This window comes from Cupriavidus sp. GW822-FHT03E04 (genome assembly GCF_058801495.1).
This window is the reverse complement of record NZ_JBXANI010000029.1, coordinates 86202-109501: the sequence shown is the minus strand read 5'-3', so window position 1 is coordinate 109501 and position 23300 is coordinate 86202. Positions and strand designations below refer to the sequence as shown.

21 protein-coding genes are annotated in these 23300 nt (G+C 66.9%); 9 read left to right on the top strand and 12 right to left on the bottom strand.

Going from position 1 to position 23300, the window contains the following annotated elements; all coding sequences use genetic code 11:
• Positions 1-232: 232 nt before the first annotated feature.
• Positions 233-1360 carry an acyl-CoA dehydrogenase family protein gene (locus tag AC1RQC_RS33085; protein ID WP_458764467.1) on the bottom strand — a complete coding sequence of 376 codons (1128 nt, stop codon included), beginning with the start codon at positions 1358-1360 and terminating at the stop codon, positions 233-235.
• Between the two features lie 25 nt (positions 1361-1385).
• Positions 1386-2594 (bottom strand): acyl-CoA dehydrogenase family protein, encoded by a 1209-nt coding sequence (locus tag AC1RQC_RS33080; protein WP_492885797.1) that lies wholly within the window; start codon positions 2592-2594, stop codon positions 1386-1388.
• A gap of 279 nt (positions 2595-2873) precedes the next feature.
• Here AC1RQC_RS33080 and AC1RQC_RS33075 point away from each other — a divergent pair, with 279 nt between their 5' ends.
• The 3 genes from AC1RQC_RS33075 to AC1RQC_RS33065 all read left to right on the top strand — a co-directional run bounded on the left by AC1RQC_RS33075 (position 2874) and on the right by AC1RQC_RS33065 (position 6570).
• Positions 2874-3854 (top strand): tripartite tricarboxylate transporter substrate binding protein, encoded by a 981-nt coding sequence (locus AC1RQC_RS33075; protein ID WP_043357257.1) that lies wholly within the window; start codon positions 2874-2876, stop codon positions 3852-3854.
• An 81-nt stretch (positions 3855-3935) separates the two neighbouring features.
• Complete coding sequence (locus AC1RQC_RS33070; protein ID WP_492885795.1) at positions 3936-5480, top strand: class I adenylate-forming enzyme family protein; 1545 nt, start codon at positions 3936-3938, stop codon at positions 5478-5480.
• A 127-nt stretch (positions 5481-5607) separates the two neighbouring features.
• Positions 5608-6570: a Bug family tripartite tricarboxylate transporter substrate binding protein gene (locus tag AC1RQC_RS33065; RefSeq protein WP_492375838.1), complete on the top strand. Its 963-nt coding sequence runs from the start codon at positions 5608-5610 to the stop codon at positions 6568-6570.
• A gap of 51 nt (positions 6571-6621) precedes the next feature.
• Here AC1RQC_RS33065 and AC1RQC_RS33060 read toward each other — a convergent pair whose 3' ends face one another.
• From AC1RQC_RS33060 to AC1RQC_RS33030, 7 genes are all read right to left on the bottom strand, one after another.
• Positions 6622-7137 (bottom strand): MaoC family dehydratase, encoded by a 516-nt coding sequence (locus AC1RQC_RS33060; RefSeq protein WP_492375839.1) that lies wholly within the window; start codon positions 7135-7137, stop codon positions 6622-6624.
• A gap of 106 nt (positions 7138-7243) precedes the next feature.
• Positions 7244-8218 carry a tripartite tricarboxylate transporter substrate binding protein gene (locus tag AC1RQC_RS33055; RefSeq protein WP_492885793.1) on the bottom strand — a complete coding sequence of 325 codons (975 nt, stop codon included), beginning with the start codon at positions 8216-8218 and terminating at the stop codon, positions 7244-7246.
• 76 nt (positions 8219-8294) lie between these two features.
• The gene (locus AC1RQC_RS33050; RefSeq protein WP_492885791.1) at positions 8295-9149 is read right to left on the bottom strand and encodes an HTD2 family dehydratase; all 855 of its coding nucleotides are present in this window, start codon (positions 9147-9149) and stop codon (positions 8295-8297) included.
• Positions 9150-9178: 29 nt separating this feature from the next.
• Positions 9179-10015, bottom strand: coding sequence for an HpcH/HpaI aldolase/citrate lyase family protein (locus AC1RQC_RS33045; RefSeq protein WP_492375842.1), 837 nt, complete (start codon positions 10013-10015; stop codon positions 9179-9181).
• Positions 10016-10046: 31 nt separating this feature from the next.
• Positions 10047-11426, bottom strand: a complete 1380-nt coding sequence (locus AC1RQC_RS33040) for an MmgE/PrpD family protein (RefSeq protein WP_492885789.1) — start codon at positions 11424-11426, stop codon at positions 10047-10049.
• Positions 11427-11553: 127 nt separating this feature from the next.
• Positions 11554-12753, bottom strand: a complete 1200-nt coding sequence (locus AC1RQC_RS33035; protein WP_492375844.1) for a CaiB/BaiF CoA transferase family protein — start codon at positions 12751-12753, stop codon at positions 11554-11556.
• Between the two features lie 11 nt (positions 12754-12764).
• The gene (locus AC1RQC_RS33030) at positions 12765-13934 is read right to left on the bottom strand and encodes an acyl-CoA dehydrogenase family protein (protein WP_150985202.1); all 1170 of its coding nucleotides are present in this window, start codon (positions 13932-13934) and stop codon (positions 12765-12767) included.
• A 356-nt stretch (positions 13935-14290) separates the two neighbouring features.
• Between AC1RQC_RS33030 and AC1RQC_RS33025 the strand changes: the two genes are divergently transcribed.
• The 3 genes from AC1RQC_RS33025 (at position 14291) to AC1RQC_RS33015 (ending at position 18239) form a co-directional block, all read left to right on the top strand.
• Entirely contained in the window at positions 14291-15349 is a 1059-nt protein-coding gene (locus AC1RQC_RS33025; protein ID WP_492885787.1) for a tripartite tricarboxylate transporter substrate-binding protein, read from the top strand.
• A 128-nt stretch (positions 15350-15477) separates the two neighbouring features.
• Positions 15478-16911 carry a TldD/PmbA family protein gene (locus tag AC1RQC_RS33020; protein ID WP_492375846.1) on the top strand — a complete coding sequence of 478 codons (1434 nt, stop codon included), beginning with the start codon at positions 15478-15480 and terminating at the stop codon, positions 16909-16911.
• The gene (locus AC1RQC_RS33015; RefSeq protein ID WP_492375847.1) at positions 16908-18239 is read left to right on the top strand and encodes a TldD/PmbA family protein; all 1332 of its coding nucleotides are present in this window, start codon (positions 16908-16910) and stop codon (positions 18237-18239) included. Before AC1RQC_RS33020 ends, AC1RQC_RS33015 begins: the two co-directional genes overlap by 4 nt.
• Positions 18240-18310: 71 nt before the next feature.
• On the opposite strand, the gene AC1RQC_RS33010 is transcribed toward AC1RQC_RS33015, so the two are convergent.
• Together AC1RQC_RS33010 and AC1RQC_RS33005 are read right to left on the bottom strand one after the other, a co-directional pair.
• The gene (locus AC1RQC_RS33010; RefSeq protein WP_492813624.1) at positions 18311-18637 is read right to left on the bottom strand and encodes a type II toxin-antitoxin system RelE/ParE family toxin; all 327 of its coding nucleotides are present in this window, start codon (positions 18635-18637) and stop codon (positions 18311-18313) included.
• Positions 18634-18921, bottom strand: coding sequence for a type II toxin-antitoxin system Phd/YefM family antitoxin (locus AC1RQC_RS33005; protein ID WP_492885784.1), 288 nt, complete (start codon positions 18919-18921; stop codon positions 18634-18636). Before AC1RQC_RS33005 ends, AC1RQC_RS33010 begins: the two co-directional genes overlap by 4 nt.
• A gap of 299 nt (positions 18922-19220) precedes the next feature.
• Here AC1RQC_RS33005 and dinD point away from each other — a divergent pair, with 299 nt between their 5' ends.
• Positions 19221-20063, top strand: coding sequence for a DNA damage-inducible protein D (gene dinD / locus AC1RQC_RS33000; protein ID WP_492375850.1), 843 nt, complete (start codon positions 19221-19223; stop codon positions 20061-20063).
• A gap of 56 nt (positions 20064-20119) precedes the next feature.
• On the opposite strand, the gene AC1RQC_RS32995 is transcribed toward dinD, so the two are convergent.
• On the bottom strand, positions 20120-21022 hold the full coding sequence (locus tag AC1RQC_RS32995; RefSeq protein ID WP_150985207.1) for a LysR family transcriptional regulator: 903 nt from the start codon (positions 21020-21022) through the stop codon (positions 20120-20122).
• 193 nt (positions 21023-21215) lie between these two features.
• On the opposite strand from AC1RQC_RS32995, the gene AC1RQC_RS32990 reads away from it, so the two are divergent.
• Both AC1RQC_RS32990 and AC1RQC_RS32985 read left to right on the top strand, forming a co-directional pair.
• Complete coding sequence (locus AC1RQC_RS32990) at positions 21216-22208, top strand: Bug family tripartite tricarboxylate transporter substrate binding protein (protein ID WP_492375851.1); 993 nt, start codon at positions 21216-21218, stop codon at positions 22206-22208.
• A 63-nt stretch (positions 22209-22271) separates the two neighbouring features.
• On the top strand, positions 22272-23273 hold the full coding sequence (locus AC1RQC_RS32985) for a tripartite tricarboxylate transporter substrate binding protein (RefSeq protein ID WP_492375852.1): 1002 nt from the start codon (positions 22272-22274) through the stop codon (positions 23271-23273).
• Positions 23274-23300: the final 27 nt, after the last annotated feature.

The window sequence follows — 23300 nt, the reverse complement described above, 5'->3', positions numbered from 1 at the left end:
CGCCTTAAGGCGATACTCAGACATGGGTCCCTCTTTTCCGCTCTTTTCGCCGAATCCCGAGGCGCCCCATACGGCCTCTGAACACCTACACGGCTCGCTTCGCATCGCGTGTGGGTGTCTCCCGCCTGACTGGCGGGAGACACGGCTACACCGAATCGATGTTCTGACTCTCCCGCTGGGGAGAGGGCGGGCGCTCGCAGTGTCGCGCTGCGCTCGTATGCCCGGCCCGGGCTTACGCCGCCATCACCTCGCCATACCGCTGCACATGGAAATCGCTGTCGCCCAGCAACGGGTCGATCATCGTCAGCCGCTTGAAGTAATCCCCAACCTCCAGTTCGTCTGTCATGCCCATGCCGCCGTGCAGCTGCACGGCTTGCTGGCCGACGAGGCGGCCGGCCTTGGCGACCGTGACCTTGGCGGCGCTGAGCATGCGGCGGCGTTGGGCGGGGTCGGTTTCGTCCAGGGCTTGCGCTGCCACGTAGGCCATCGACAACGCTAGTTCCTTTTGTACGAGCATGTCGGCCATGCGGTGCTGCAGCGCCTGGAACACGGCTAGCGGCTTGCCGAACTGCTGCCGCGTGCGCAGGTACTCGGCGGTGATCTCGATCAGTTTTTCCATGGCGCCGGCGGCTTCGGCGCATAGCGCGGCAATGCCGTGGTCGATGCCGTGGAGCAGGGCGGGCAGGCCGTCGGCTGCGTTGCCGATCATGGCGCTGGCGTCCACGGTGACGTTCTGCAGGGCGAGGTCGGCGGCGCGCAGGCTGTCCATGGTGGGATAGCCGCGCACGGTGAGGCCGGCGGCGTTGCCGGGTACCAGGAACAGGGCTAGCTCGTTGCTGCCGCAGACGCGCGCGGTGAGCAGGAAGGCGTCGGCGGCTTCGCCGTGCCAGGCCAGGCTTTTGTTGCCGTTAAGGACGTAGCCGTCGCCCTTGCGCTCGGCGCTGGCGCGCGCCGTCTCGGGGCGGTAGCGCGTGGTGGGTTCGAGGTAGGCGAGGGTGACCACGCGTTCGCCGGCGGCGATGGCGGGCAGCCAATCGTTCTTCTGGGCGGCGCTGCCGTAGGCGCTGAGCACGGCAGTGGCCATCACCGCGGTGGGCGTGACCGGTTCCAGCACCAGGCCACGGCCCAGTTCGCGCTGCACCACCAGCTGGCTGGCGGCGCTTTCGCCGAAGCCGCCGTATTCGCCGGGCACGGTCAGGCCGAGCACGCCCATTTCGGCTAGCTGCGCCCAGGTGGCGCGGTTGAGGCTGCCGCCGCCGCGGGCGCTCTTGCGGCGTTTATCGAAGGTGTATTCGGTATCGATGAAGCGGCGCAGGCTGTCCGCCAGCATCTGCTGTTCTTCGCTGTAGTTGAAGTCCATGACTGTGCTTGTTCCGTCTGTGCTCTCAGAAACCGAGGATCATCTTGGAGATGATGTTCTTCTGTACTTCGGTAGTGCCGCCGTAGATCGATGTCTTGCGCATGTCGAAGTACGTGGACGCGGCGGACGCGGCCCAGGCCGGGGCGTGCAGCGGTGCGTCGGCGGGCGGTGCTTCGCCGGCTTCGAGCCAGCGCGGGGAGTAGGGCCAGGCATTGGGGCCGGCCACTTCCATCTGCAGCATGGCGAGGTCCTGCTGGATCTCGGAGCCACGGATCTTGACGATGGAGGCTTCCGGGCCGGGGCCGCGGCCGGCGTCTTGCGTGGCTACGCGCAGCAGCAGCATTTCCAGCGCCATGATGTCCATCTCGATGCGCGCGATCTTGTCGCGCATGCGCACGTCGTCGATCAGCGGGCGACCCGCGCCGTCGGTGGCTTGCGCGGCGTAGTGCTTGAGCTGGCGCAGCTCGCGGTTGCAGTGGCCGATGCCGGCAATGCCGGTGCGCTCGTGGCCGAGCAGGTACTTGGCATAGGTCCAGCCGCGGTTTTCTTCCCCCAGCAGGTTGCCCGCCGGCACCTCCACGTCCTCGAACCACACCTCGTTGACGTCGTGGCCGCCGTCCAGCGTGACGATGGGGCGCACGGTCACGCCCGGCGTCTTCATGTCGATCAGCAGCATCGAGATGCCTTCCTGCGGCTTGGACTCGCTGTCGGTGCGCACCAGGCCGAAGATCCAGTCGGCGAAGTGCGCCATCGTCGTCCAGGTCTTCTGGCCGTTGACGATATAGCGGTCGCCCTGGCGCACGGCGCGCGTCTTGAGCGAGGCCAGGTCGGAGCCGGAGCCGGGCTCGGAGTAGCCCTGGCACCAGAAATCCTCCACCGTGGGGATGCGCGGCAGGAAACGTTCCTTGTGCTCCTGGCTGGCGTACTTCATCAGCACCGGGCCGATCATGGTCAGGCCGAAGGGCAGCATGCGCGGCGCGCCCGCACGGAATGCCTCGATCTCGAAGATCAGGCGCTGCAGCGCGTTCCAGCCCGTGCCGCCCCATTCCTTGGGCCAGGTCGGCGCGCCCCAGCCCCGCGCGTGCAGGATACGGTGCCAGCGCACATAGTCATCCTTCTCCACGCGCTGGTGAGCCAGCACCTTGTCGCGGATATCCGCGGGCAGGCTGGCCTGCACGAAACTCCGAACTTCTTCGCGGAACGCTTGCTCCGCCGCGCTGAAACGCAGGTCCATCTGTTTGTCCCCTCGGTTGGGAAGGCGGGCCGCCACCGGCCGCCGATTTGAGTCGTTGCGGGGATTTTATGGGTGGCAGGGCATTCGGTTCTTCCGCAATGGCAAAGCCGTCCTTCCGCGCTTGCGAACCGATGGACTGCGCAAGCCAGCCGCCTGCTAGCGCACATGCCAAGCAGAACACGGCCTTAGCCAAATCCAAATGGCATGCGGCCAACGCCTGCCGCACACTGGCGCAGTGCCGTCGCAGCACAAAGACAATTCACGCCGAGGAGACAGGCGATGCACCGCTGGACCATACGTTGCACCCGATGGCTTGCCCTATGCGGCTGGCTGGCGGCCACGGCGAGCGCATTCGCCGCTTATCCCGACAAGCCCGTCCGGCTGGTGGTGCCTTTCCCGCCGGGCGGCGCCACCGACCTGCTAGCGCGTGAAGTCAGCCATGCACTTTCCGTGCGGCTCGGCCAGTCGGTAGTGATCGAGAATCGGCCCGGCGCGGGCGGCAACATTGCCGCCGTGGCGGTGGCGCGCGCGCCGGCCGATGGCTATACCTTGCTGTTCGGCACCTTCGGCTCGCTGGCCGTCAACAAGAGCCTGTACGACAAGCCGGGCTACGACCCGCTCAAGGATTTCGCGCCGGTGGCCTCCGTGGCCTACCTGCCCAACGTGCTGGTGGTCCATCCCTCCGTCCCGGCCCGTAACGTGGCCGAGCTGCTGGCGCTTGCACGGCGCGAGCCCGGCAAGCTGACTTACGGCTCCTTTGGCAACGGCTCGTCGTCGCACCTGGCCGGCGAGCTCTTCACCCACATGGCGGGCGTGCGCATCGACCACGTGCCGTACAAGGGCAGCGCCCCGGCCATGACGGACCTGATCGGCGGGCGCCTGACCATGATGTTCGACAGCATCTCCACCGCCTTGCCGTACGTGCGGGATGGCCGCGTGCGTGCGCTGGCGGTGACAACCGCCAAGCCGTCCGAGCAGTTGCCCGGCGTGCCGACGCTGGCCGCTGCCGGTGTGCCCGGCTATGAACTCACCGCGTGGTTCGGCGTAGTGGCGCCGGCCAATACCCCGGCCGCCATTGTCGATCGCCTCAACGCCGAGATCGTGGCGTCGCTCGCGCAGCCCGAGCTGGCGGCGCGGCTGGCCAGCCAGGGCACGGTGCCCTTTCCTTCGACGCCGGCGCAGTTCGGCACCTATATGCGCACCCAGTACCAGAAGTGGGACGGCCTGATCAAGTCAGCGAACATCCATCTGGATCAGTGAGTTCGCCACTCCCAACCATTCCCAGCCATTCCCAGCCGTTGCAACAGCCAGTCCGGTTCCAACCTAATCATCGCTTGCATCATGTCCTCTTTCCGCCCCGAGTTCATCCACGACATCCCCCGGCACTGGGCCGAGCAATCGCCCCAGGCGCCTTGCCTGCATGAGGCCAGCGGGGTGATTAGCTACGGCACGCTGTGGCAGCGCATCACCGCCACTCGCGACTGGCTAGCCGCGCAGGGCGTAGGGCAGGGCGACCGCGTGATGGTGGTGGGCGAGAACTGCGCCGAGATGGTGGTGATGCTGTTTGCCTGCAGTGCGCTGCATGCGTGGCCGATCCAGGTCAACGCACGGCTCTCGCCGCGCGAGATCGACGGCATCCGCGCGCATGCGCAGCCGTTGTTGACGTTCTTTACCAACCATGTCTCCGACGTAGCCGAGGCGCATGCCAGGCGGCTCGGCGCACAGCCCACCGATTGCGTGGCGCTCGATCCCAGCCTCGCCAGCCTGCGTGCCTCGGAGGCGCCGCCGCGCGTGAGCGCCGCCGAGGCGCGGGACGTGGCCACGCTGATCTATACCTCCGGCACCACCGGCGCGCCCAAGGGCGTGATGGTGCCGCACGCCGGCCTGACCATCTTCGCGCGGATCTCGGCCACCTCGCGCCATCTCGGTCCCAACGACATTGCCTACGGCGCGCTGCCGCTGTCGCATATCTTCGGCATCGCCACCGTGCTGATGGCCACGCTGTACGCGGGCGCCAGCCTGGTGATGCGGCCACGCTTCGATGCGGCGGACGTGTTCGCCGCGCTGGAGTCCCCCGGCGTCACCATGCTGCAAGGCGTGCCTACCATGTTCACGCGCATCATGGCGGTGGCGCGGGAGTCGGCGCTGGAGAGCGGCGCCGCCGCGTTTCCCCGCCTGCGTTATCTCTATACCGGCGGCGCGCCGCTGGACCCGACCCTCAAGCGCGACACCGAGGCATGGTTCGGCCAGCCGCTGCATCACGGCTACGGCATCACCGAATACGCCGGTTCGCTGTTCATCACCCGCATGGACGCGCCACGCGCCGATTGCTCCGCCGGCTACATCGTCGAAGGCGTGGAGATCAACATCACCAGCGAACAGGGCGAGCCGATGCCCGCGGGCGAACGCGGCCAGATCCGCGTGCGCGGTCCCGGCGTGATGCGCGGCTATTTCCGCAACGCGGAGCAGACCGCGGAGGCGCTGCTGCCGGGCGGCTGGCTCAACACGGGCGATCTCGGCTTCCTCGGTGAAGACGGCGCACTGTTTATCGTTGGCCGCTCCAAGGACCTGATCATCCGCTCGGGTTTCAACGTCTACCCGATCGAGGTGGAGTCCGTCATCAACGCCTTCCCCGGCGTGCGCCAGTCCGCCGTGGTCGGGCGCGCTGCCGCCGATGGCAATGAAGAAGTCGTGGCCTTTATCGAAACGCAGCCGGGCGCAACGCTGGACACCGCCGCCCTGGAGGCCTACCTGCGGGAGAGCCTGGCGCCGTACAAGCGGCCCGCGCAGATCCGCGTGATCGAGACCATTCCCACCACCGCCAGCGGCAAGCTCTTGAAGCAGCCGCTGCGCGCCATGCTGGACGGCACCGCCGTAGCGGCGTGACCCCCCGGCGGCGGTTGCTTCCATGCACTCGCCGCCGCCAGCGCTTCGCCGCGGGCCGAAGCGTTCTCGCAGCCAGCGCCCCTGCACGCCCCGGGCACCGGCAAGACGCACAATAAGGAGGAGACTGATGAAACGATGGATGATGGCTGGCATGCTGCTGGCCTTGGTGCAAGGCACCGCAATGGCGGACAACTATCCGGCGCGCCCGGTGAAGCTGATCGTGGGCTACGCCCCGGGAGGCCCGGTCGATACCGCCGCGCGCATCTACGCCGACTTCCTGGGCCGCACGCTCAAGCAGCCGGTGGTGGTGGACAACCGCGCCGGCGCCAGCGGCGCCATTGCCGCGGACCTGACGGCAAAGGCAACGCCGGACGGCTACACGCTGTACTTCGTGGCCAGCCCCACCATGACCATGACGCCGTTGATCCAGAAGTCGGTGAATTTCAATCCCACCAAGGATTTCACCTATGTCGGCCTGATCACCGATTACACCAACGTGCTGCTGATCAACAAGGATTTCCCCGCCAAGAACGTCACCGAGCTGGTCGAGTACGCGCGCAAGCATCCGGAAGGCGTCAGCTTCGGCTCGGCCGGCGTGGGCGCGTCCAACCATCTGTCCGCCGAGCTGCTCGCGCAGATGGGCGGGGTGAAGATGCTGCACGTGCCGTACAAGGGCAACTCGCCGGCGATGGCTGATGTGATCGGCGGCAAGGTGACCTTCATGTTCGACATCACCGGCACTGCCATCGGCCATATCCAGGGGGGCAAGGTGCGCGCGCTGGCCGTGACGTCGAAGACGCGCAACGCGGCACTGCCGACCGTGCCGACCATGATCGAGTCCGGCATGAAGAACTATGACCTGACCGGCTGGTACGCGCTGATCGGCCCGCAGAAGCTGCCCGCCGATGTGGTGGACAAGCTGGTCAAGGCGCAGAAGTCGATCGGCGACGATCCTGCCTTCCAGCAGCGCATGACGCAGGGCGGCTATGACCTTGATATCACCGGGCCCAAGCCGCTGGCCGACCGCATCCAGCGTGAACTGAAGCTGTGGGCAGGGGTGGTGAAGACGGCGAATATCCAGGTGGATTGAGGCCGGATGGCTCCCCTCACCAGCTTGCGGGAGAGGGGAGCGCGGCGCCGTTCAGGCGCCCGGTGCGCGCTTGCGCAGCAGGTAACGCTGCAAGCCGTCGAGCACCAGCACGCCGTGCTGGTTATGCACCGTCGAGCGCAAGGTCAGCACGCCGGTGGTGCGGTTCGGCGCGAGCTCGCTGACTTCCAGCGCGCTGTACAGCGTATCGCCCACATAGACCGGATGCAGGAAACGGCTACTCTGGTCGAGAAACCCCTTCAGCGATTCCTCCACCATATGCGGGAACAGGCCGGCGCCCGCCGCCGTCTGGATCAGCACCTGGTAGCCGTGCGCCAGCATGTGCGGCATGCCGTGGGCGCGGCAATACTCTGCATCGTAATGCACCGGGTGGTTGTCGCCGCTCGCCAGCTGGAAGGCGGCGAACAGTGCCTCGGTCATGGTGCGCGAGGGCAGCACAAAGCGTTCACCGGGCACAAAATCGTCGAAATAACGTTGTTCGCACATGCGGTGGGCGCGCGGGTCGAAGCTCGTCGCGTCGGGGTTCGCTGTGGATGGCTTGATGGTCATCGATGGGTGTCGGGGTTGGTGGCGCGAAGCAGCGCGCCAGCAGAAGAAACCACGCTGCGCCATGGCCTGGCGCAGCGCGGGTGCAGGGTCAATCCGGTCAATCCGGTCAATCCGGCTTGAGGCCCAGCCGCTCCACCAGCGCCTTCTCCTGCGCGATCTGCTGCAGGGCAAAGCGGGTGTAGCCGGCGCTGTCCAGGTACATCAGGTCCTGATCCTGCTGCTTGAGCGCGGCCAGATGCTGGGGATCTTCCGCGGCGCGCCGCAGCGCATCTTGCAGGATGTTGACCACCTTGGGATCCATGCCCTTTGGCCCGGCCACGCCGTAGGGCGAGTTCGAGACGATGTCATAGCCGAGCTCGCGCAGCGTGGGCGCGTCGGGCCAGCGCGGGGAGCGCTGCGCCGTCCATAGATTCAGCCAGCGCAACTTGCCCGCATCGACCAGCGTGCCGGCGGCGCTGCCGGCGGCGCAGAGCTGCACATGATTGCCCATCAGCGAGTTCAGGCAGTCGGCATCGCCCTTGAAGGGCACGTGGTTGACGGTGAGGTTTCCCTTGGTCACCAGCTCGATCATGGTGATGTGCGGCGAGCTGTACTGGCCCGGCGAGCCGTAGCTCACGGTTCCCGGCCTGGCGCGCGCATCGCGCAGGAAATCGCTCCAGTTCTTCCACGGGGAATTGGCCGGCACCACAACGCCAAAGGTATAGCCGGTGATGCGCGACAGGTAGGTGAAATCGCGTGCCGGGTCAAAGGCGGTCTTCTGGATGAAGGGCTGACGGAATACGGTGACCGGCATCATCGACAGCGTGTAGCCATCGGGTTTCGCTTGCCGCAGGGCAAGCGCGCCCATGGTGCCGGCCACGCCCGGCTTGTTGTCCACCACCACGGTCTGGCCGAGGGACTTCTGCAAGGCCACGGCAAACTGACGGACTACCACGTCGGTGGTGCCGCCCGGCGCATAGGGCACGATCAGCGTGACCGGGCGGGTGGGATAGGTGGGAGCGGACTGCGCCTGGACCAGCGTGGCGCAGCCTAGAACGATAGCGGCGCTAGCTACGCGCCATGGATTGCGGACTGCATGCATCGGAAGTCTCCTCTTGCTGTTGTTCCCTTCGATCCCGATGTTGTCGTTGTTATCGTTGTTGCTGTCCTTGCGCGGGTCAGTGCTCCACCACGGCCCATGCGTCCATCGCCTGGCCCCCGGCATCGTCACCGGTCCACAAGGTGACCTTGCCTGGCGTGCCGACATCGGCTGCGCCGCCCACCGTCACCGTGTCGTGATCGAATATCGGGGCCAGCCCGCGGAAGCCGAAACGGCGTACCGTGGCGCCGGGCATCTCGCGCGCCAGCAGGTCCAGCGTGAGCATCGCTTGCAGCGGGCCGTGCACGACCAGGCCGGGGTAGCCTTCCACGTCGCGCACGTAGTCGTGGTCGTAGTGGATGCGGTGGCCATTGAAGGTGAGCGCGGAGAAACGGAACAGCATCACCGGGTCGGCGCGCAACTGGCGCTGCCATTGCACCTGGTGCGCCAGGCGCGGCCGCGCGGGCAGTGGCTGCCCCGGCTCCGGCATGGCGCGATAGACCAGGTCCTGGCGCTCGGTCAGCGCGACCTCGCCCTTGACCGTGAGCACATGCTCCACCGTGACAAACCACAGCTCTCCGCTGCGCCCGCTCTTGTGCTCGACATTGCGGATGGTGGAGGTGCGCGTCACCGTATCGCCCACGCGCAGCGGCTTGCGGAAATCCAGTTCGCCGCCGGCCCACATGCGGCGCGGCAGCGGCACCGGCGGCATGAAGCCGCCCAGCGCCGGATGGCCGTCCTGGCCAAGCTCGCGCTGCGGGGCGCGCGGCAGGAAGTAGAGCCAGTGCCATAGCGGCGGCAGCGGGCCGCGCACCAGCGCGCCGCCGTCGAGGTCGAGCGTGGCCGCGAGGCCGATCACGGGTTCCGGGGCGAGCGTCTCGGTGCGGCTTTCACTGCGGCCGATCCAGGTGCGCAGGGATTCGAGTTGGGTCATGGCTGGGTGATCGCGGGTTCGGTGCGGGGTTAGCCTGCCAGCGCGAGAATGCGCCGGGCCTGTTCGATGACAGGACGATCGACCATCTTGCCGTCGACCTGTACCGCGTGGCTGCCGCTGGCGGTGGCGTCCAGCACGCGCTGCGCCCAGTCCAGTTGCTCGGCCGTGGGCAGGAAGCCCGCGCGCACCGCGGCAAGCTGGGCCGGATGAATGCACAGCTTGGCGGCAAAGCCGAGGGCGCGCGCGTGGGCTACATCGTCGGCCAGCACGGCTTCGTCCTTGAGCGCGGTGGTGACGCCATCCACGGGCGGCGGCAGGCCGGCCACGCGTGAAGCCAGCACAATGCGCGAGCGCGCCATCAGCAACGCTTCGCGGGTATGGGCGCAACCCAGGTCCACGGCGAAGTCCAGTGAGCCAAAGGCCAGCCGCGACACGCCTTGCGCGGTGGCGACCGCATCAATGCCGTGCAGGCCGCACGCGCTCTCGATGATCGCTACCAGGCGGCCCTGCGGGTTGACCTGCGCCAGTGCCCGGGCGATCTCGCCAAGCGCGGCCGGGTCTTCTGCCTTGGGCACCAGCAAGCCGGCCAGCGGTGCGCCGGGCGGCAGGGCGCGCAGCCACGCCATGTCGGCGGCAAAGGCCGCCGAGCTGGCGTCGTTGATGCGCACATAGGCTTGCGCCTGCGCGCCGCGTTCCAGCAGCCACGCGGCAATAGCCGCGCGCGCGGCCGGCTTGGCGTCCGGATGCACGGCGTCCTCGAGATCGAGGATCAGCGCATCGGGCGCGGCGGCCGCGGCTTTGTCGAAGCGTTCGGGCCGGTCGCCCGGCACGAACAGATAGGTCATGGCGGTGGTGACGGCGGACATGGAGCGAGCCTCGGTAGGATTGGCCACGTTATCAGGCGGTGGGCAGCCAGTCGTTGACGTTCGCCTGTGTTTCCAGCGCCCACACGCGGGCGATGATGGCGCGCATCTCGGCCTCGCTCGCGCCGTGGCGGAACGCGCCCAGTTGCAGCGCCTTGGCTTCGAGTTCAGGGCGCGACAGCGTATTGCCCGGATCGCCCTTGGGTACGTCCACGCGGCCCGGCAGCGTGCGGCCGTCGATGGTCTTGACCGTGACGCGGCCAATCCACTGGCGCGGATACGCGGCATTGATCTCGTCGTCGAGTTCCATTTCCACCTTGTCGCGGAAGACAGCCACCTTGGCATCCTGCAGCGCATGGTCCTCGAACTCGCCCAGGCCGGCGTGCGCGTGCACCGCTACCAGGCCCAGCACCGTGCCCATGGAGAACTTGGCCTGGTGGATGGTCTTGGGGTCGGTCACGGGGCCGAGCACATCGATGGCGCCCTGGTGTACGTGGGCGGTCACGCTGGCGATCTGGTCCGCGCTGATCTTCTCGCGCAGCATCAGGTCCTTGAGCGCATCGGCCGCCGGGTGCGTGTGGCGGCACGAGGCGAAGAACTTGAACGAGGTCTCGGCGGTGGCCCAGCGCTCGCCCAGGCCGTCGGTCAGGGCGGCGGGGTTAGCGTCGCTGGACATGCCGGCGGCCATGCCCTGCGGGCCTTCCAGGATGCGCTTCGCGCCGGTAAAGCCAGCGCGTGCGATCCAGGCGGACATCAGGCCGTCGGCAGCTGCCTTGGCGGTGTGCAGTTGCTTGGAGTCCGCGGCGTCGCGCAGGAATTCCCACAGGCCGGCGGCCTGCGTGCCGGCCGAGCCGAGCGCCTGGTTGATGCCCTCAGCGTCCATGCCATACAGCTTGGCGACAGCGGCGGCGGCCGCCAGCGTGCCGACGGTGCCTGTGGTGTGGAACACGCGATAGTGCGAGCGGCCCATGAATTCGCCGATGCGGATGCCCGCCTCGTAGCCGGCGATGGACGCCAGCAGCACTTCGGCACCGCTCTTGCCTTCGGCCTGCGCGGCAGCGATCACGGCGGGGAACACTACAGCGGCGGGATGCAGCACCGAGCCGTTATGCACGTCGTCCTGCTCCACCACGTGGGAGGAAGCGCCATTGATCAGCGCGGCAAAGTACGGCGAGGTGCGGCGGCGATCCACCAGCACCTCGGCCGGGCCCTGCTGCGGGCCCATCGCGGCGACGAACTCCTGCAGCTTGCGCACCGCCGGTGCATCCTTGCCGGCGATGGCGGAGGCAATCCAGTCGAGGAACAGGTCCTTGGTGCGCGCAACCACGTCGGCGGGCACGTCGGCCAGCGTGAAGCGGGCCAGGAATTCGCACAGCTGGCGGGTAGGGTAGGTGTGGTCAGTGGCTTGGCTCATGCCGGCTCCGGGCGGTGTTCTGGGGTGGTGGTCTGTCTTTCTGTTCCTCCCCTCTCCCACACCAGTGGGAGAGGGGAGTCACGCCTGCGCGAGGCTGCGCGTTGGCGTCATGGCTTCGTGCTGTTGTTCAAATCGTCTTGCTGTCCGTCATCCTGGCAATCTCGCCCGCGCCGTAACCCAGCTCCGCCAGGATGGCCGCGCTATGCGCGCCCAGCGCCGGGACGTCGCCCATCACCGGTTCCACGCCCGACAGGTTGGCCGGCGGCAGCAACGCCCCGATGGGGCCGCCGGGGCTGGCCACTTCGCGCCAGCGTCCACGTGCGGCCAGTTGCGGGTGGTTCCACACGGCCTCGATATCGTTCATGGGCGCGTTGGCGATCTGCGCGTCGTCCAGCAGCGCTTCGACCTGCGTCACCGTCATCGGCGCGAAACGCGCTTCGATCAACGCGGTCAGCTCGGTGCGGTTCTTGACGCGCCCCGAGTTGGAGGCGAAGCGCTCGTCCTTGAGCAGCGCCGGCTGCGCCAGCACCTTGTTGCAGAAGGCTTGCCATTCACGCTCGTTCTGCAACCCGAAGATCACGCTGCCGCCGTCGCCGGTACGGTGCACGCCATACGGCGCGATGGCCGGGTGCGATGCGCCAAATCGCGCCGGCGCGTTGCCGCCGTAGTGGCCGAAGTACAGCGCGTAGTTCATCCACTCGGTCAGCGCCTCCAGCATGGTCACCTCCACGCGCAGGCCCTGGCCGGTGCGCCCGCGCTGCAGCAGCGCGGAGAGGATGCCGCTATAGGCGTACATGCCGGCCGCGATGTCGGCGATGGAAATCCCCGCGCGCGATGGCTCATCCGCGCCGCCGGTGATGCCGATCAGGCCGGCGGCCGCCTGGATCAGCAGGTCATACGCCTTCTTGTCGCGATAGGGGCCGGCGTCTCCGTAGCCGGAAATATCGCAGACGATCAGCTTGCCGTAGCGCGGGTGCAGCGTGTCGAAATCCAGCCCCATGCGTGCAGCCGCGCCGGGCGCGAGGTTCTGCACCAGTACGTCCGCGTCGGCCAGCAGGCGGTGCAGCACGGCTTGCGCCTCGTCCTGCTTGAGATCGAGCGTCAGGCTCTCCTTGCCGCGGTTGAGCCAGACGAAGTGCGAAGCCTGGCCATGGACGGTCTCATCGTAGCCACGCGCGAAATCGCCCACGCCGGGGCGTTCCACCTTGACCACGCGGGCGCCGAGGTCGGCCAGCTGGCGGGTGGCGAACGGCGCGGCCACGGCGTGTTCGAGGGAGACGACGCGGATGCCATCGAGCGGGCGGATGCCCTGGTGCGTAGCAAGCATGGGGGCGGCCCTCAGAACGAACGTGGCAGCTCGAGCACGTGCTCGGCCACATACGACAGGATCAGGTTGGTGGAGATCGGCGCGACCTGGTACAGGCGCGTCTCGCGGAACTTGCGCTCGATGTCGTATTCGGCGGCGAAGCCAAAGCCGCCGTGCGTCTGCAGGCAGACGTTGGCCGCTTCCCACGACGCATCGGCCGCGAGCAGCTTGGAGATGTTGGCCTCCTTGCCGCAGGGCTTGCCGGCATCGAACAGCGCGGCGGCCTTGTAGCGCATCAGGCTGGCCGCTTCCACGTTCACATAGGCTCGCGCGATGGGGAACTGGATGCCCTGGTTCTGGCCGATCGGGCGGTCGAACACGATGCGCTCGCGCGCATAGTTGCTGGCGCGCTCGATAAACCAGTAGCCGTCGCCGACGCATTCGGAGGCGATCAGGATGCGCTCGGCGTTCAGGCCGTCCAGGATGTACTTGAGGCCCTTGCCTTCCTCGCCGATCAGGTTCTCGGCGGGGATTTCCAGGTTGTCGAAGAACAGTTCGTTGGTCTCGTGGTTGACCATATTGCGGATCGGCCGCACCGTGAGGCCCTTGCCGATGGCCTCGCGCAGGTCCACCACGAACACCGACAGCCCCTCCGACTTGCGCTTGACCTGGTCCAGCGGCGTGGTGCGCGCCAGCAGCAGCATCAGGTCCGAGTGCTGCACGCGCGAGATCCACACCTTCTGGCCGTTGATGACGTAGCGGTCGCCCTTCTTCACGGCGGTGGTCTTGAGCTTGGTGGTATCGGTGCCGGTGGTGGGCTCGGTCACCGCCATCGACTGCATGCGCAGCTCGCCCGAGGCGATGCCCGGCAGCCAGCGCTGCTTTTGCTCGGCCGAGCCGTGGCGCAGCAGGCAGCCCATCACATACATCTGGCCGTGGCAGGCGCCGGAGTTGCCGCCGGTGCGGTTGATCTCCTCCATGATGACGGACGCGGCGGTCAGCGGCAGGCCCGAGCCGCCGTATTCCTCCGGGATCAGGGCGGACAGCCAGCCGGCCTTGGTCAGCGCCTGCACGAACTCTTCGGGGAAGGCGTTCTGCTCTTCCACGCGTTGCCAGTAGGCGGAATCGAAGCCGGTGCACAGGGCACGCACGGCTTCGCGGATGTCGGGATACGGCTGGTCGTGCGATGGTTCTGCGAACATGAAAAGGGGCCCCGGTATGGACGTTATATGGACGTTATGGGATTTAGCTTGCGGCCATTATTCCCGAGGGCCTGCCGTGCGGTAATTCGGATTTGCGAAAGAGCGGCTTAGCGCCCCCGGAAGCAGGCCGGGCGGGCACAGCACGGGTTGGGGCGGCGCCGCGCGCACTCGCCGGCGCCCGGTGGCTTCTGGCCGGCCTTGCCCACCCTTAGGGAAATCCGTATTGCATATGCGTCGCTTTATCGCCACGCTTGCCGGAAACAATAACGCGATAACGCTGCGCGGCCGCACAGGCCGACGCGGGCGGGTGCTAGCCGGCATAACCCGGCCAATCCACCACGATGGAGACAAAAGACATGGCAGGCAGCAAACAGCAGCGGCACGGGCAGGGCGGCAGCGAACACGCAGCGCAGGCGAAGCGGGCCCAGGCACCATGGCGCTGGACGGCGCTCGCCGCGCTGGGCGCGGCAGCAGCACTCACCGCACCTGCCCCGGCGCGCGCCGCCGATGCCTACCCCACCAAGCCGATCACCATGGTGGTCCCCTTTGCCGCGGGCGGCCCCACCGACGTGGTGGCGCGCACCATGGCCGCGGCCATGTCCAAGACCCTGGGCCAGAGCGTGGTGGTGGAAAACCGGCTCGGCGCCGGCGGCACCGTCTCCGCCGCCTACGTGGCCAAGGCCGCGCCGGACGGCTACACCATCCTGATCCATCACAACGGCATGGCCACCGCGCCGGCGCTGTACAGCAAGCTCCCCTACAAGCCGCTGACGGATTTCAGCTTTGTCGGCCAGGTGGCCGACGTGCCCATGACCCTGCTCGGCCGTCATGACCTGCCAGCCAGGACTTTGCCCGAGCTGATAGCCTATATCCGCCAGAACCAGGGCAAGGTCAACCTGGCCAATGCCGGGCTGGGCGCGGTTTCGCAGCTGTGCGGCATGCTGTTCCAGAAAGCCATCGGCGTGGAGCTCACTGCCATTCCCTACCAGGGCACCGCGCCCGCGATGACCGCCCTGCTGGGCAGCCAGGTCGACATCCTGTGCGACCAGACCACCCAGACCCTGCCGCATATCAAGGCCGACAAGGTCAAGCTCTACGGCGTCACCACCAGCACGCGCATCAAGGCCTTGCCCGACACCGCCACGCTAGCCGAGAGTGGGCTCAAGGGCTTCGAGGTCAAGGTCTGGCACGGCATCTATGCCCCGCACGGCACGCCGCCCGCGGTCATCGACCGGCTCAACGGCGCCTTGCGCACCGCGTTGAAGGATCCGGCGGTAGCGGCGCGGCTGGCGGACCTGGGCGCCGAGATCGTGCCGGAGGACAAGCAGACGGCGGAAGGGCTGCGCACCTGGCTGAAGTCGGAGATCGAGAAATGGTCGCCGATCATCAAGGCGGCGGGGGTGAAGGCGGATTGAGCGCCGGGCGCGGGATCGCCGCAGCGCAAAGATAGTAAGATTTCCGGATCCATGCGCCAGTGCTGGCCCATCGGCTGAAGCTGATCGCGCCAGCACTGGCTCTTCCACTACGGATCCGGGAGCCCCCCTTGTTCGATCGCGCCAGACAGCACTTCGCTGCGCTAACCACCCGCGCCGGGTTTCACTCGCTGCGCCTCGTGCGCCAGACCGGCGAGCACTGCGTGATGCGGCGCGGCGTCGCCGAGCCGCCGTCCTTCATGCAGGACATGGGCGCCATGCTCAGCGTGCGCCTGGATGGCGTGGAGGCCTACGCCGCCACCAGCGATCTCAGCGTGGCCGGCTTGCAGCGTGCGCTCGACAGCGCCGAGGCACTCGCCCGGCGGATCGCCGGGCGTGGCCTGGTCGACCTGCGCGGGCTGGAGCCGCCGCAAGGCCAGGCCCGCTACGAATCCCCCGGCTGGCATGGCGCGTTTCCCGGGCTGGCCGAACGCTTCGCCCTGCTGGCGGCGGTGTCCGCCAGCGTGCCCGCCGATCCGCGGCTGGTGAACTGGCTGGTTTATCTCGATCACCAGCGCCATGAGCAGCTCTACCTGAATAGCGCAGGCGCCGAGCAATGGCAGGCGCTGCGCTTCGTCTATCCCGGCATCAGCGTGACCGCCTTCGACGGCAGCGACAGCCAGACCCGCAGCTTTGGCGGCTTCGGCAGCGGCCAGCAGGGCGGGGCGGAGGTCATCGCGCGGCTCGGCTTCGCTGGCGCCGCATCGCGGGTGGCGGACGAAGCCTTGCAGTTGCTGCTGGCGCCCAACGCGCCGAGCGGCCCTACCGACTTGCTGCTGATGCCGGACCAGATGATGCTGCAGATCCACGAATCCATCGGCCATCCGCTGGAACTGGATCGCATCCTCGGCGACGAACGCAATTACGCTGGCACCAGCTTTATCGGGCTGGAGGACTTCGGCCGCTACCAGTACGGCTCGGACCTGCTCAATATCAGCTTCGACCCGGGCATTCCCGAGGAACTGGCCAGCTATGGCCACGATGACGAAGGCCAGCCCGCGCAGAAGGCCTTCCTGATCCGGGATGGCCTGTTGCTGCGCCCGCTGGGCGGCGCGCTGTCGCAATGGCGCAGCGGGCTGCCGGGCGTGGCAAACAGCCGGGCCTGCAACTGGAACCGCCCGCCCATCGATCGCATGGCCAACCTCAACCTGGAGCCGGGCGACCGCACCATGGCGCAACTTATCGGTGGCATCGAACGCGGCATCCTGATGTCGTCCAACCGTTCGTGGTCCATCGACGATGCGCGCAACAAGTTCCAGTTCGGCTGCGAATGGGGGCGCCTGATCGAGGACGGCGAGCTCAAGGGCGTGGTCAAGAACCCGAACTATCGCGGCGTTTCCGCGAATTTCTGGCGCAGCCTGGCCGCCGTTGGCGATGCCAGTACCTTCGAGGTGCACGGCACGCCGTACTGCGGCAAGGGCGAGCCCAACCAGGTGGTGCGCGTCGGCCATGCTTCGCCGGCCTGTATGTTCAAGCAAGTGGAAGTCTTTGGAGGTGCCGCATGATGGCGGATGCGCAGTCGTTGTTTGCGGCACTGGCCGAGGATGTGCGCAAGGCGCTGGGAGAGGGCGAAGCCTTCACGCTGTGGTACAGCGCGGAGGCGTCCGAGTTCATCCGCTTCAACCGCGCGAAGGTGCGCCAGGCCGGACAGGTGCGGCAGGCCACGGCGCGGCTCCAGCTGATCCGCGACGAGCGCCACGCCAATATCGCCGTCGCGCTCTCGGGCGATCCCGCGACCGATCGGCAGCGCCTCGCCGACGGCTTGCTGCAGTTGCGCGAGGCCATCGGCCAGTTGCAGCCGGACCCCTACCTGATGCTGGAGCGAGAGCCCTGGCAGCGCACGCTGGCCGATGCAGCCGCGCCGCCGGACACCGCAGAAGTGCTCGCGCAGATAGAAGCGGCCGCGCATGGGCTCGACCTGGTCGGCATCTATGCCGCCGGCCCGCTCTACCGTGGCTTCGCCAGCAGCTTCGGCGCTTTCGGCTGGCATGCCGCGCAGGGCTTCCACTTCGACTGGAGCCTGTTCCACGAGAACGGCCAGGCGGTGAAGGCCGACTACGCGGGCTCGCGCTGGGACGCTGCCGAGTTCGCCAGCCGCTTTGCACAAGCGCGCCGGCAGCTGGAGCACCTGGGCAAGCCGCAGCGCGTGCTGCCGCCTGGCGACTACCGGGCCTACCTGGCCCCCGCCGCCCTCGACGAAGTCCTCGGCATGTGTTCCTGGGGCGGCTTCTCGGCCCGCGCGCTGGCGCAGAAGGAAAGCCCGCTGCAGCGGCTGTACGATGGCGGCGCCCGGCTTAGCCACTTGCTTGACCTGGACGAGCGCGCGAGCGGCACGCTGGCTCCGGCCTTCGGCCCGGAAGGCATTCCACGCAGCGACGTGACGCTCGTCCAAGCGGGGCTGCCTGCTGGCCGCCTGGTCTACCCACGCAGCGCTCGCGAGTATGATCTCGCCGCCAATTCCGCCAGTGCCGGTGAGGCACCACAGGCCCTTGCCATGGCGGCTGGCAAGCTCGCGCAGGACGAGGTGCTCGCGGCGCTCGGCACGGGCCTCTATATAGGTAACCTCTGGTATCTCAACTGGTCCGACGCGCCGGCGGCCCGCATGACCGGCATGACGCGCTTCGCCACGTTCTGGGTGGAAGATGGCCGCATCCAGGCACCGCTTGGCACGATGCGCTTTGACGACAGCATCTATAGCTTCCTGGGCGAGCACCTCGAGGCGCTGACCAGCGAGCGGCAGTTGCGCGTGTCGAGCAATACCTATGGCGAGCGGCAGACCGATTCGGCGCTGTTGCCAGGTGCGCTGACCGGAAAACTAACGTTGACGCTCTGAGCCAATGAGGAGCTGGCGCACTGGCTCCTCAGCCTTGCCCAAACTGCATCCTCGAACGCAAAAGGGCTGAGTCACCATGGCCTCGTAAGCCGCCGGCTCAGGAATTCCTCGAAGTCCTGGACTTGCCCGCAAATGATGTGGATGTAGACGGTGTCGGTGTCGGGAGCGATCCTGTAAATGATTCGCTGCTGATGTGTCAGATGTTGCCTGAAGCCATCCGCGAAGCCTGCCAGCTCGTCGGGGCGAGTACCGGATGCGGGAAACTCGGCAATGTACGCCACCTTCTCCTGAATCTGCCTCTTGACGGCCAGCCAGGTCCCCTCGGGTTTGAATCTGACCAGATAGCGCCTAAGGTCGAGCAAGTCTTGCTTGGCGGATTCGAGAAAGACTACCTTCATGCGCCGTCTTGTTCGTCCAGCCGATCCAGTTCAGCAAAGACGTCTGCCGTCGTTGCCACCTTGCCCTGCGCGATCTCTTTCTCGCCGAGCGCCAGGATCTTCAATAGCGCGATGGTTTGCTGCTGCGCTTCATAGCTGGCAATGTCTTGCACGACGAGTTTGGCCTCGCCATTCTGGGTAATGATCAAAGGCTCGCGCGTCTCGCTGAGTTCCGTGACGATACGGGCCGCATCGCTTTTCAGAAAGCTGATTGGCTTGATGTTTGAGAGTTTCACGGGGGCCATGTGGAGGGAATGGGGTGACTGAATATAGTTCGAATTCGGTCCGGCGTCCACTTTGCGAACAGTGTCGTTCCCCCGCCCAGCTTGCGCTTTCCGCAAAACGCAGCTGCCACTGGTGCGCTCGGAGCTTCAGTGTCAACTTTCTGGTCACCGCGGGTATTAGTTACTTTCGCGGTTATGGCCTGGTCGCTTGGACCTGCTCACCGCGTTGTTCGCAAATTCTGGACATTTCTTGATGGCGATCCGGGGCATGATCGAGTATTTGCTACAGAGACGCTGATGGACAGCGGGAGGAGCGATTCATGACTGGCAAGCGTATTGCCGCGCAACATCACAAAACCTTCGAGGGGCTGCGCCAGTCCGATGCCGAGGGCAACGAATTCTGGGTGGCGCGCCAACTGGCCAGGGTGCTGGAGTATTCCGAGTACCGACACTTCCTTCCGGTCATTGATCGTGCAAGGGAGGCCTGCCGCAACAGCGGCCAGCCGGTGGCGAACCATTTCGAGGACATCCTCGAAATGGTCGGGATCGGCTCGGGGGCCAGGCGACAGATCGCCGATATCCGCCTCTCGCGCTATGCCTGCTACCTGATCGTCCAGAACGGTGACCCCGGCAAGCCGGTCATCGCGAATGGCCAGACCTATTTTGCCTTGCAGACCCGTCGGCAGGAACTTCGCGACGACGAGGCCTTCGCGCGGCTAACCGAAGATGAGAAGCGGCTGGCGATCCGCAACGAGCTTGCAGCTCACAATAAACACTTGGCGGCGGCGGCCAGGGGCGCGGGCGTCGAGACGCCCCTGGATTACGCGATCTTTCAGGATCATGGCTACAAGGGGCTGTACGGCGGTAGAGCGGCCAAGGACATTCACGCCATCAAGGGCTTGAAGAAGAGTCAGAAGATTCTTGACCACATGGGCAGTACCGAGCTTGCGGCGAACCTATTCCGCGCCACACAGACTGAAGACAAGTTGCGGCGAGACCTGGTGCGTGGCAAGCAACAGGCCAACCAGACGCATTTCGAGGTTGGCAAGAAAGTACGCCAGACCATTGCCGAGTTGGGTGGCACCATGCCGGAAACCCTGCCGACACCCAAGGAAAGCATCAAGCAGCTAGAGCGCGACAGGAAGAAGAAGGTCAAAGAATGAACTGAGGTATCGATGCCCGATATGACGGGACCAGTCCCAGGCTGGCCGCTCCTTTGTCAAACCGGTTCCCGCGCCGCATCCGTCAAATACTGAATCAACGTCTCCGCAAACTGCGGCAACTCCCGCCCCGGCCGGCGCACCAGACGCAGATCGCGCTTGGCCCATTCATCCTCAAGCGGAATAAACCGCAGCACCTTGCGGCTGGCATAACGCCGCGCGCAACTGTTTGGCACGATGGCGATGCCTGCCCCTGCCTCCACCATCCGGCACACGGCGTCGAAGCTGCCCAGCTGGATGCGCAGGCTGATGCGCTTGCCCATGCCGCTGGCGATGCGGTCCAGGAAGGACTGGATGGCGCTGAACTGGTTGAGGCCCACGAAGCGGCAGGTATCCAGCAGGTCGGCAAAGTGCAGGCTGGTGAATTGCGGCAGCGGGTGGTTGACCGGCGCGATCACGATCAGCTCGTCGCTGCAGAGCTGCATGACCTCCAGGTCATTGGTGGCGACCTCGCCGGCGACGATGCCGAGGTCCGCCGCACCGGCGCTGATGGACGAGACGATGGCCTGGGAAAGCTGCTCTTCCAGTTCGATATCCACGTCCGGGTTCTCGGCAAGGAAGCGCGACAGCGCGGTGGCGAGGAAGGAGTTGGTGGCGGTGGTGTTGGCCAGCAGGCGCACGCGGCCCTTGACGCCCTTGGCGTAGGGGCGCAGGTCCGAGTGCAGGCACTCCAGTTCGCGGAACACTTCGCGCGCGTGGCGCAAGAGGGCGTCGCCGGCGGGCGTCAGGCGCACGCCCTTGACCTGGCGGATCAGCAGCTGGGTCTGGAAGGCTTCTTCCAGTTGCTTGATGCGGGTGCTGGCGGCGGGCAGGGAGAGGAAGCTGCGCTCGGCGGCGCGGGTCAGGTTTTCGGTCTCGCCGACGTTGAGGAACAGGCGCAGGTCGGTCAGGTCGTAATGCATGTGTTTCGCTGGGCCAAAGGCCTCTTTTGTCAATCGTGAATAGCAATGTCCCCGCCGTCAATTTATCGTATTCGGCGTGGCAAGAGAACCATAAAGGCCGGCTCGTCCGTATTGCGCGGGCGGTTACCGGCTTGCCTTGCGCAAAGGCGGCGCGAAACCCGAGCCGCCGCGCAGCCACCTAGGAGGACGACACATGACAGTTCGGCGCTACAGCGCAAGCAGGCTGGCGGGCGTGGCCACCATGCTGGGCGTGGCTACCTTGGCCACCATGGGCGGCGCTGCCGCAGCCGACTATCCGGACAAGCCGGTGCGCCTGATCGTGCCCGCGGCGGCGGGAGGCACCACCGATATCGCCTCGCGGCTGGTCGGCAAGCGCCTCTCCGAGCTGCTGGGCCAGCCCGTGGTGGTGGAAAACCGTGCCGGCGCGGCCGGCATTGTCGGTGTGCAGGCACTGCGCCAGGCCGCGCCAGACGGCTATACGCTGATGATGGGCAATATCGGCCCCAATGCCATCAACTACGGCCTGTACAAGCAACTTCCCTACCGTGCCGAGGACTTCGCGCCGATCACCATGGTGGTCTCGGTGCCCAATGTGCTGGTGGTCAACGCCAAGGTACCTGCCCGCAACGTGGCGGAACTGGTCGCGCTGGCCAGGTCCCAGCCGGGCAAGCTCTCGTTTGCCTCGTCGGGGACCGGGCAATCGGTGCACCTGTCCGGCGAGCTGTTCAAGAAGCGCACCGGCATCGACATCATCCATGTGCCATACAAGGGTGCCGCGCCGGCCGTGGCCGACCTGGTCGCCGGGCAGGTGACGATGATGGTGGACAACCTGCCCAGCTCGCTGCCGCATATCCAGTCCGGCAAGCTGCGCGCGCTGGCGGTGACCAGCGCCACGCGCGTGGCCGAGTTGCCCGACGTGCCCACCATGAAGGAAGCCGGCCTTGACGACTTCCAGGTGACCGCATGGTTCGGCCTGGTGGCGCCGGCGGGCACGCCGGCCGCGGTGGTCTCGCGCCTGCAAAAGACGGTGGCCGGCATCCTGGCCGAGCCCGAAGTGAAAACGCGCCTGGCCGATCTCGGCGGTGTGCCGGGCGGCGATACGCCCGAGCATTTCGCCAGGTTCATCGACGCGGAGCGCGTGCGCTGGGCCAAGGTGGTGAAGGACACCGGCATTCCACAGCAATGAGGGCGAGCCCGAGGCACGGCACGCAACACCACACCACATCACAACGCAACGAGAGGGCAAGGCATGCAAGCACTGAAAGCGCGCCACCGCAGGTCATGGCTACAGGCCGTGCTGATTGCCCCGCTCGCGGCGGGGCTGCTGGGCGCGAGTGCTTCGGCGCTGGCCGACACCTGGCCCAACAAGCCGATCCAGTTACTGATTCCCTATCCGCCGGGCGGCAGCGCCGACCTGCTGGCGCGCCCCGTGGCGGCCAAGCTGCAGGAGCGGCTGGGCCAGCCCGTGGTGCTCGACTACCGGCCGGGCGCCGGCGGCACCATTGCCTCGCAGCAACTTGCGCGCGCCAAGCCGGACGGCAACACGCTGATCGTGGTGCTGGCCGCGCACGCCATCAATGCCAGCCTCTATCCCAAGCTGCCGTATGACACCCGCAAGGATTTCGCGCCGGTATCGCTGGTGGCCAACCTGCCGCTGATCCTGGCCGGCAGCCCCTCGCTGAAGGCCAGGACCGTGCCTGAGTTGATCGCCGCGGCCAAGGCTGCGCCGGGGCAGCTCACGTTCGCCTCCGCGGGCAACGGCAACACGGGCCACCTGGCCGGCGAGCTGTTCGACAGCCTGGCCGGCGTCAAGATGACCCACGTGCCGTACAAGGGCAGCGCGCAGGTGGTCAACGCCATGCTGGCTGGCGAGGTGCAGCTGACCTTCGACAGCATTTCCACGTCGATGCCGCATATCCGCAGCGGCCGTCTCAAGGCGCTGGCCGTGACCAGCGCCAGGCGCGCCACGCTGGCGCCGGACGTGCCCACGCTGTCCGAGGCCGGGGTGCCGGGCTTCGATATCAACGGCTGGTATGCGGTGCTGGCGCCGGCCGGCACGCCGAGCGCCATTGTCGAGCGGCTCAGCAAGGAGATCGCGGCTGTGCTGACCCAGCCCGACCTGCGCGCGAACCTGGCATCCAATGGCTATGAGCCGGTGGGTTCCACGCCGGCCGCGCTGGGCGCGCATATCGATGCGGAGATCACGCGCTGGAGCAAGGTCGTGAAGGAATCGGGCGCTCGCCTGGAATAAGAGATCAACCAAAAGAGATCAACGAAT

What these genes read in the sequence shown, in the direction of transcription:
- AC1RQC_RS33085 (WP_458764467.1), bottom strand. Translation starts at nt 1,360, where the DNA reads ATGGACTTCAACTACAGCGAAGAACAGCAGATGCTGGCGGACAGCCTG.
- AC1RQC_RS33080 (WP_492885797.1), bottom strand. Translation starts at nt 2,594, where the DNA reads ATGGACCTGCGTTTCAGCGCGGCGGAGCAAGCGTTCCGCGAAGAAGTT.
- AC1RQC_RS33075 (WP_043357257.1), top strand. Translation starts at nt 2,874, where the DNA reads ATGCACCGCTGGACCATACGTTGCACCCGATGGCTTGCCCTATGCGGC.
- AC1RQC_RS33070 (WP_492885795.1), top strand. Translation starts at nt 3,936, where the DNA reads ATGTCCTCTTTCCGCCCCGAGTTCATCCACGACATCCCCCGGCACTGG.
- AC1RQC_RS33065 (WP_492375838.1), top strand. Translation starts at nt 5,608, where the DNA reads ATGAAACGATGGATGATGGCTGGCATGCTGCTGGCCTTGGTGCAAGGC.
- AC1RQC_RS33060 (WP_492375839.1), bottom strand. Translation starts at nt 7,137, where the DNA reads ATGACCATCAAGCCATCCACAGCGAACCCCGACGCGACGAGCTTCGAC.
- AC1RQC_RS33055 (WP_492885793.1), bottom strand. Translation starts at nt 8,218, where the DNA reads ATGCATGCAGTCCGCAATCCATGGCGCGTAGCTAGCGCCGCTATCGTT.
- AC1RQC_RS33050 (WP_492885791.1), bottom strand. Translation starts at nt 9,149, where the DNA reads ATGACCCAACTCGAATCCCTGCGCACCTGGATCGGCCGCAGTGAAAGC.
- AC1RQC_RS33045 (WP_492375842.1), bottom strand. Translation starts at nt 10,015, where the DNA reads ATGTCCGCCGTCACCACCGCCATGACCTATCTGTTCGTGCCGGGCGAC.
- AC1RQC_RS33040 (WP_492885789.1), bottom strand. Translation starts at nt 11,426, where the DNA reads ATGAGCCAAGCCACTGACCACACCTACCCTACCCGCCAGCTGTGCGAA.
- AC1RQC_RS33035 (WP_492375844.1), bottom strand. Translation starts at nt 12,753, where the DNA reads ATGCTTGCTACGCACCAGGGCATCCGCCCGCTCGATGGCATCCGCGTC.
- AC1RQC_RS33030 (WP_150985202.1), bottom strand. Translation starts at nt 13,934, where the DNA reads ATGTTCGCAGAACCATCGCACGACCAGCCGTATCCCGACATCCGCGAA.
- AC1RQC_RS33025 (WP_492885787.1), top strand. Translation starts at nt 14,291, where the DNA reads ATGGCAGGCAGCAAACAGCAGCGGCACGGGCAGGGCGGCAGCGAACAC.
- AC1RQC_RS33015 (WP_492375847.1), top strand. Translation starts at nt 16,908, where the DNA reads ATGATGGCGGATGCGCAGTCGTTGTTTGCGGCACTGGCCGAGGATGTG.
- AC1RQC_RS33010 (WP_492813624.1), bottom strand. Translation starts at nt 18,637, where the DNA reads ATGAAGGTAGTCTTTCTCGAATCCGCCAAGCAAGACTTGCTCGACCTT.
- AC1RQC_RS33005 (WP_492885784.1), bottom strand. Translation starts at nt 18,921, where the DNA reads ATGGCCCCCGTGAAACTCTCAAACATCAAGCCAATCAGCTTTCTGAAA.
- dinD (WP_492375850.1), top strand. Translation starts at nt 19,221, where the DNA reads ATGACTGGCAAGCGTATTGCCGCGCAACATCACAAAACCTTCGAGGGG.
- AC1RQC_RS32995 (WP_150985207.1), bottom strand. Translation starts at nt 21,022, where the DNA reads ATGCATTACGACCTGACCGACCTGCGCCTGTTCCTCAACGTCGGCGAG.
- AC1RQC_RS32990 (WP_492375851.1), top strand. Translation starts at nt 21,216, where the DNA reads ATGACAGTTCGGCGCTACAGCGCAAGCAGGCTGGCGGGCGTGGCCACC.
- AC1RQC_RS32985 (WP_492375852.1), top strand. Translation starts at nt 22,272, where the DNA reads ATGCAAGCACTGAAAGCGCGCCACCGCAGGTCATGGCTACAGGCCGTG.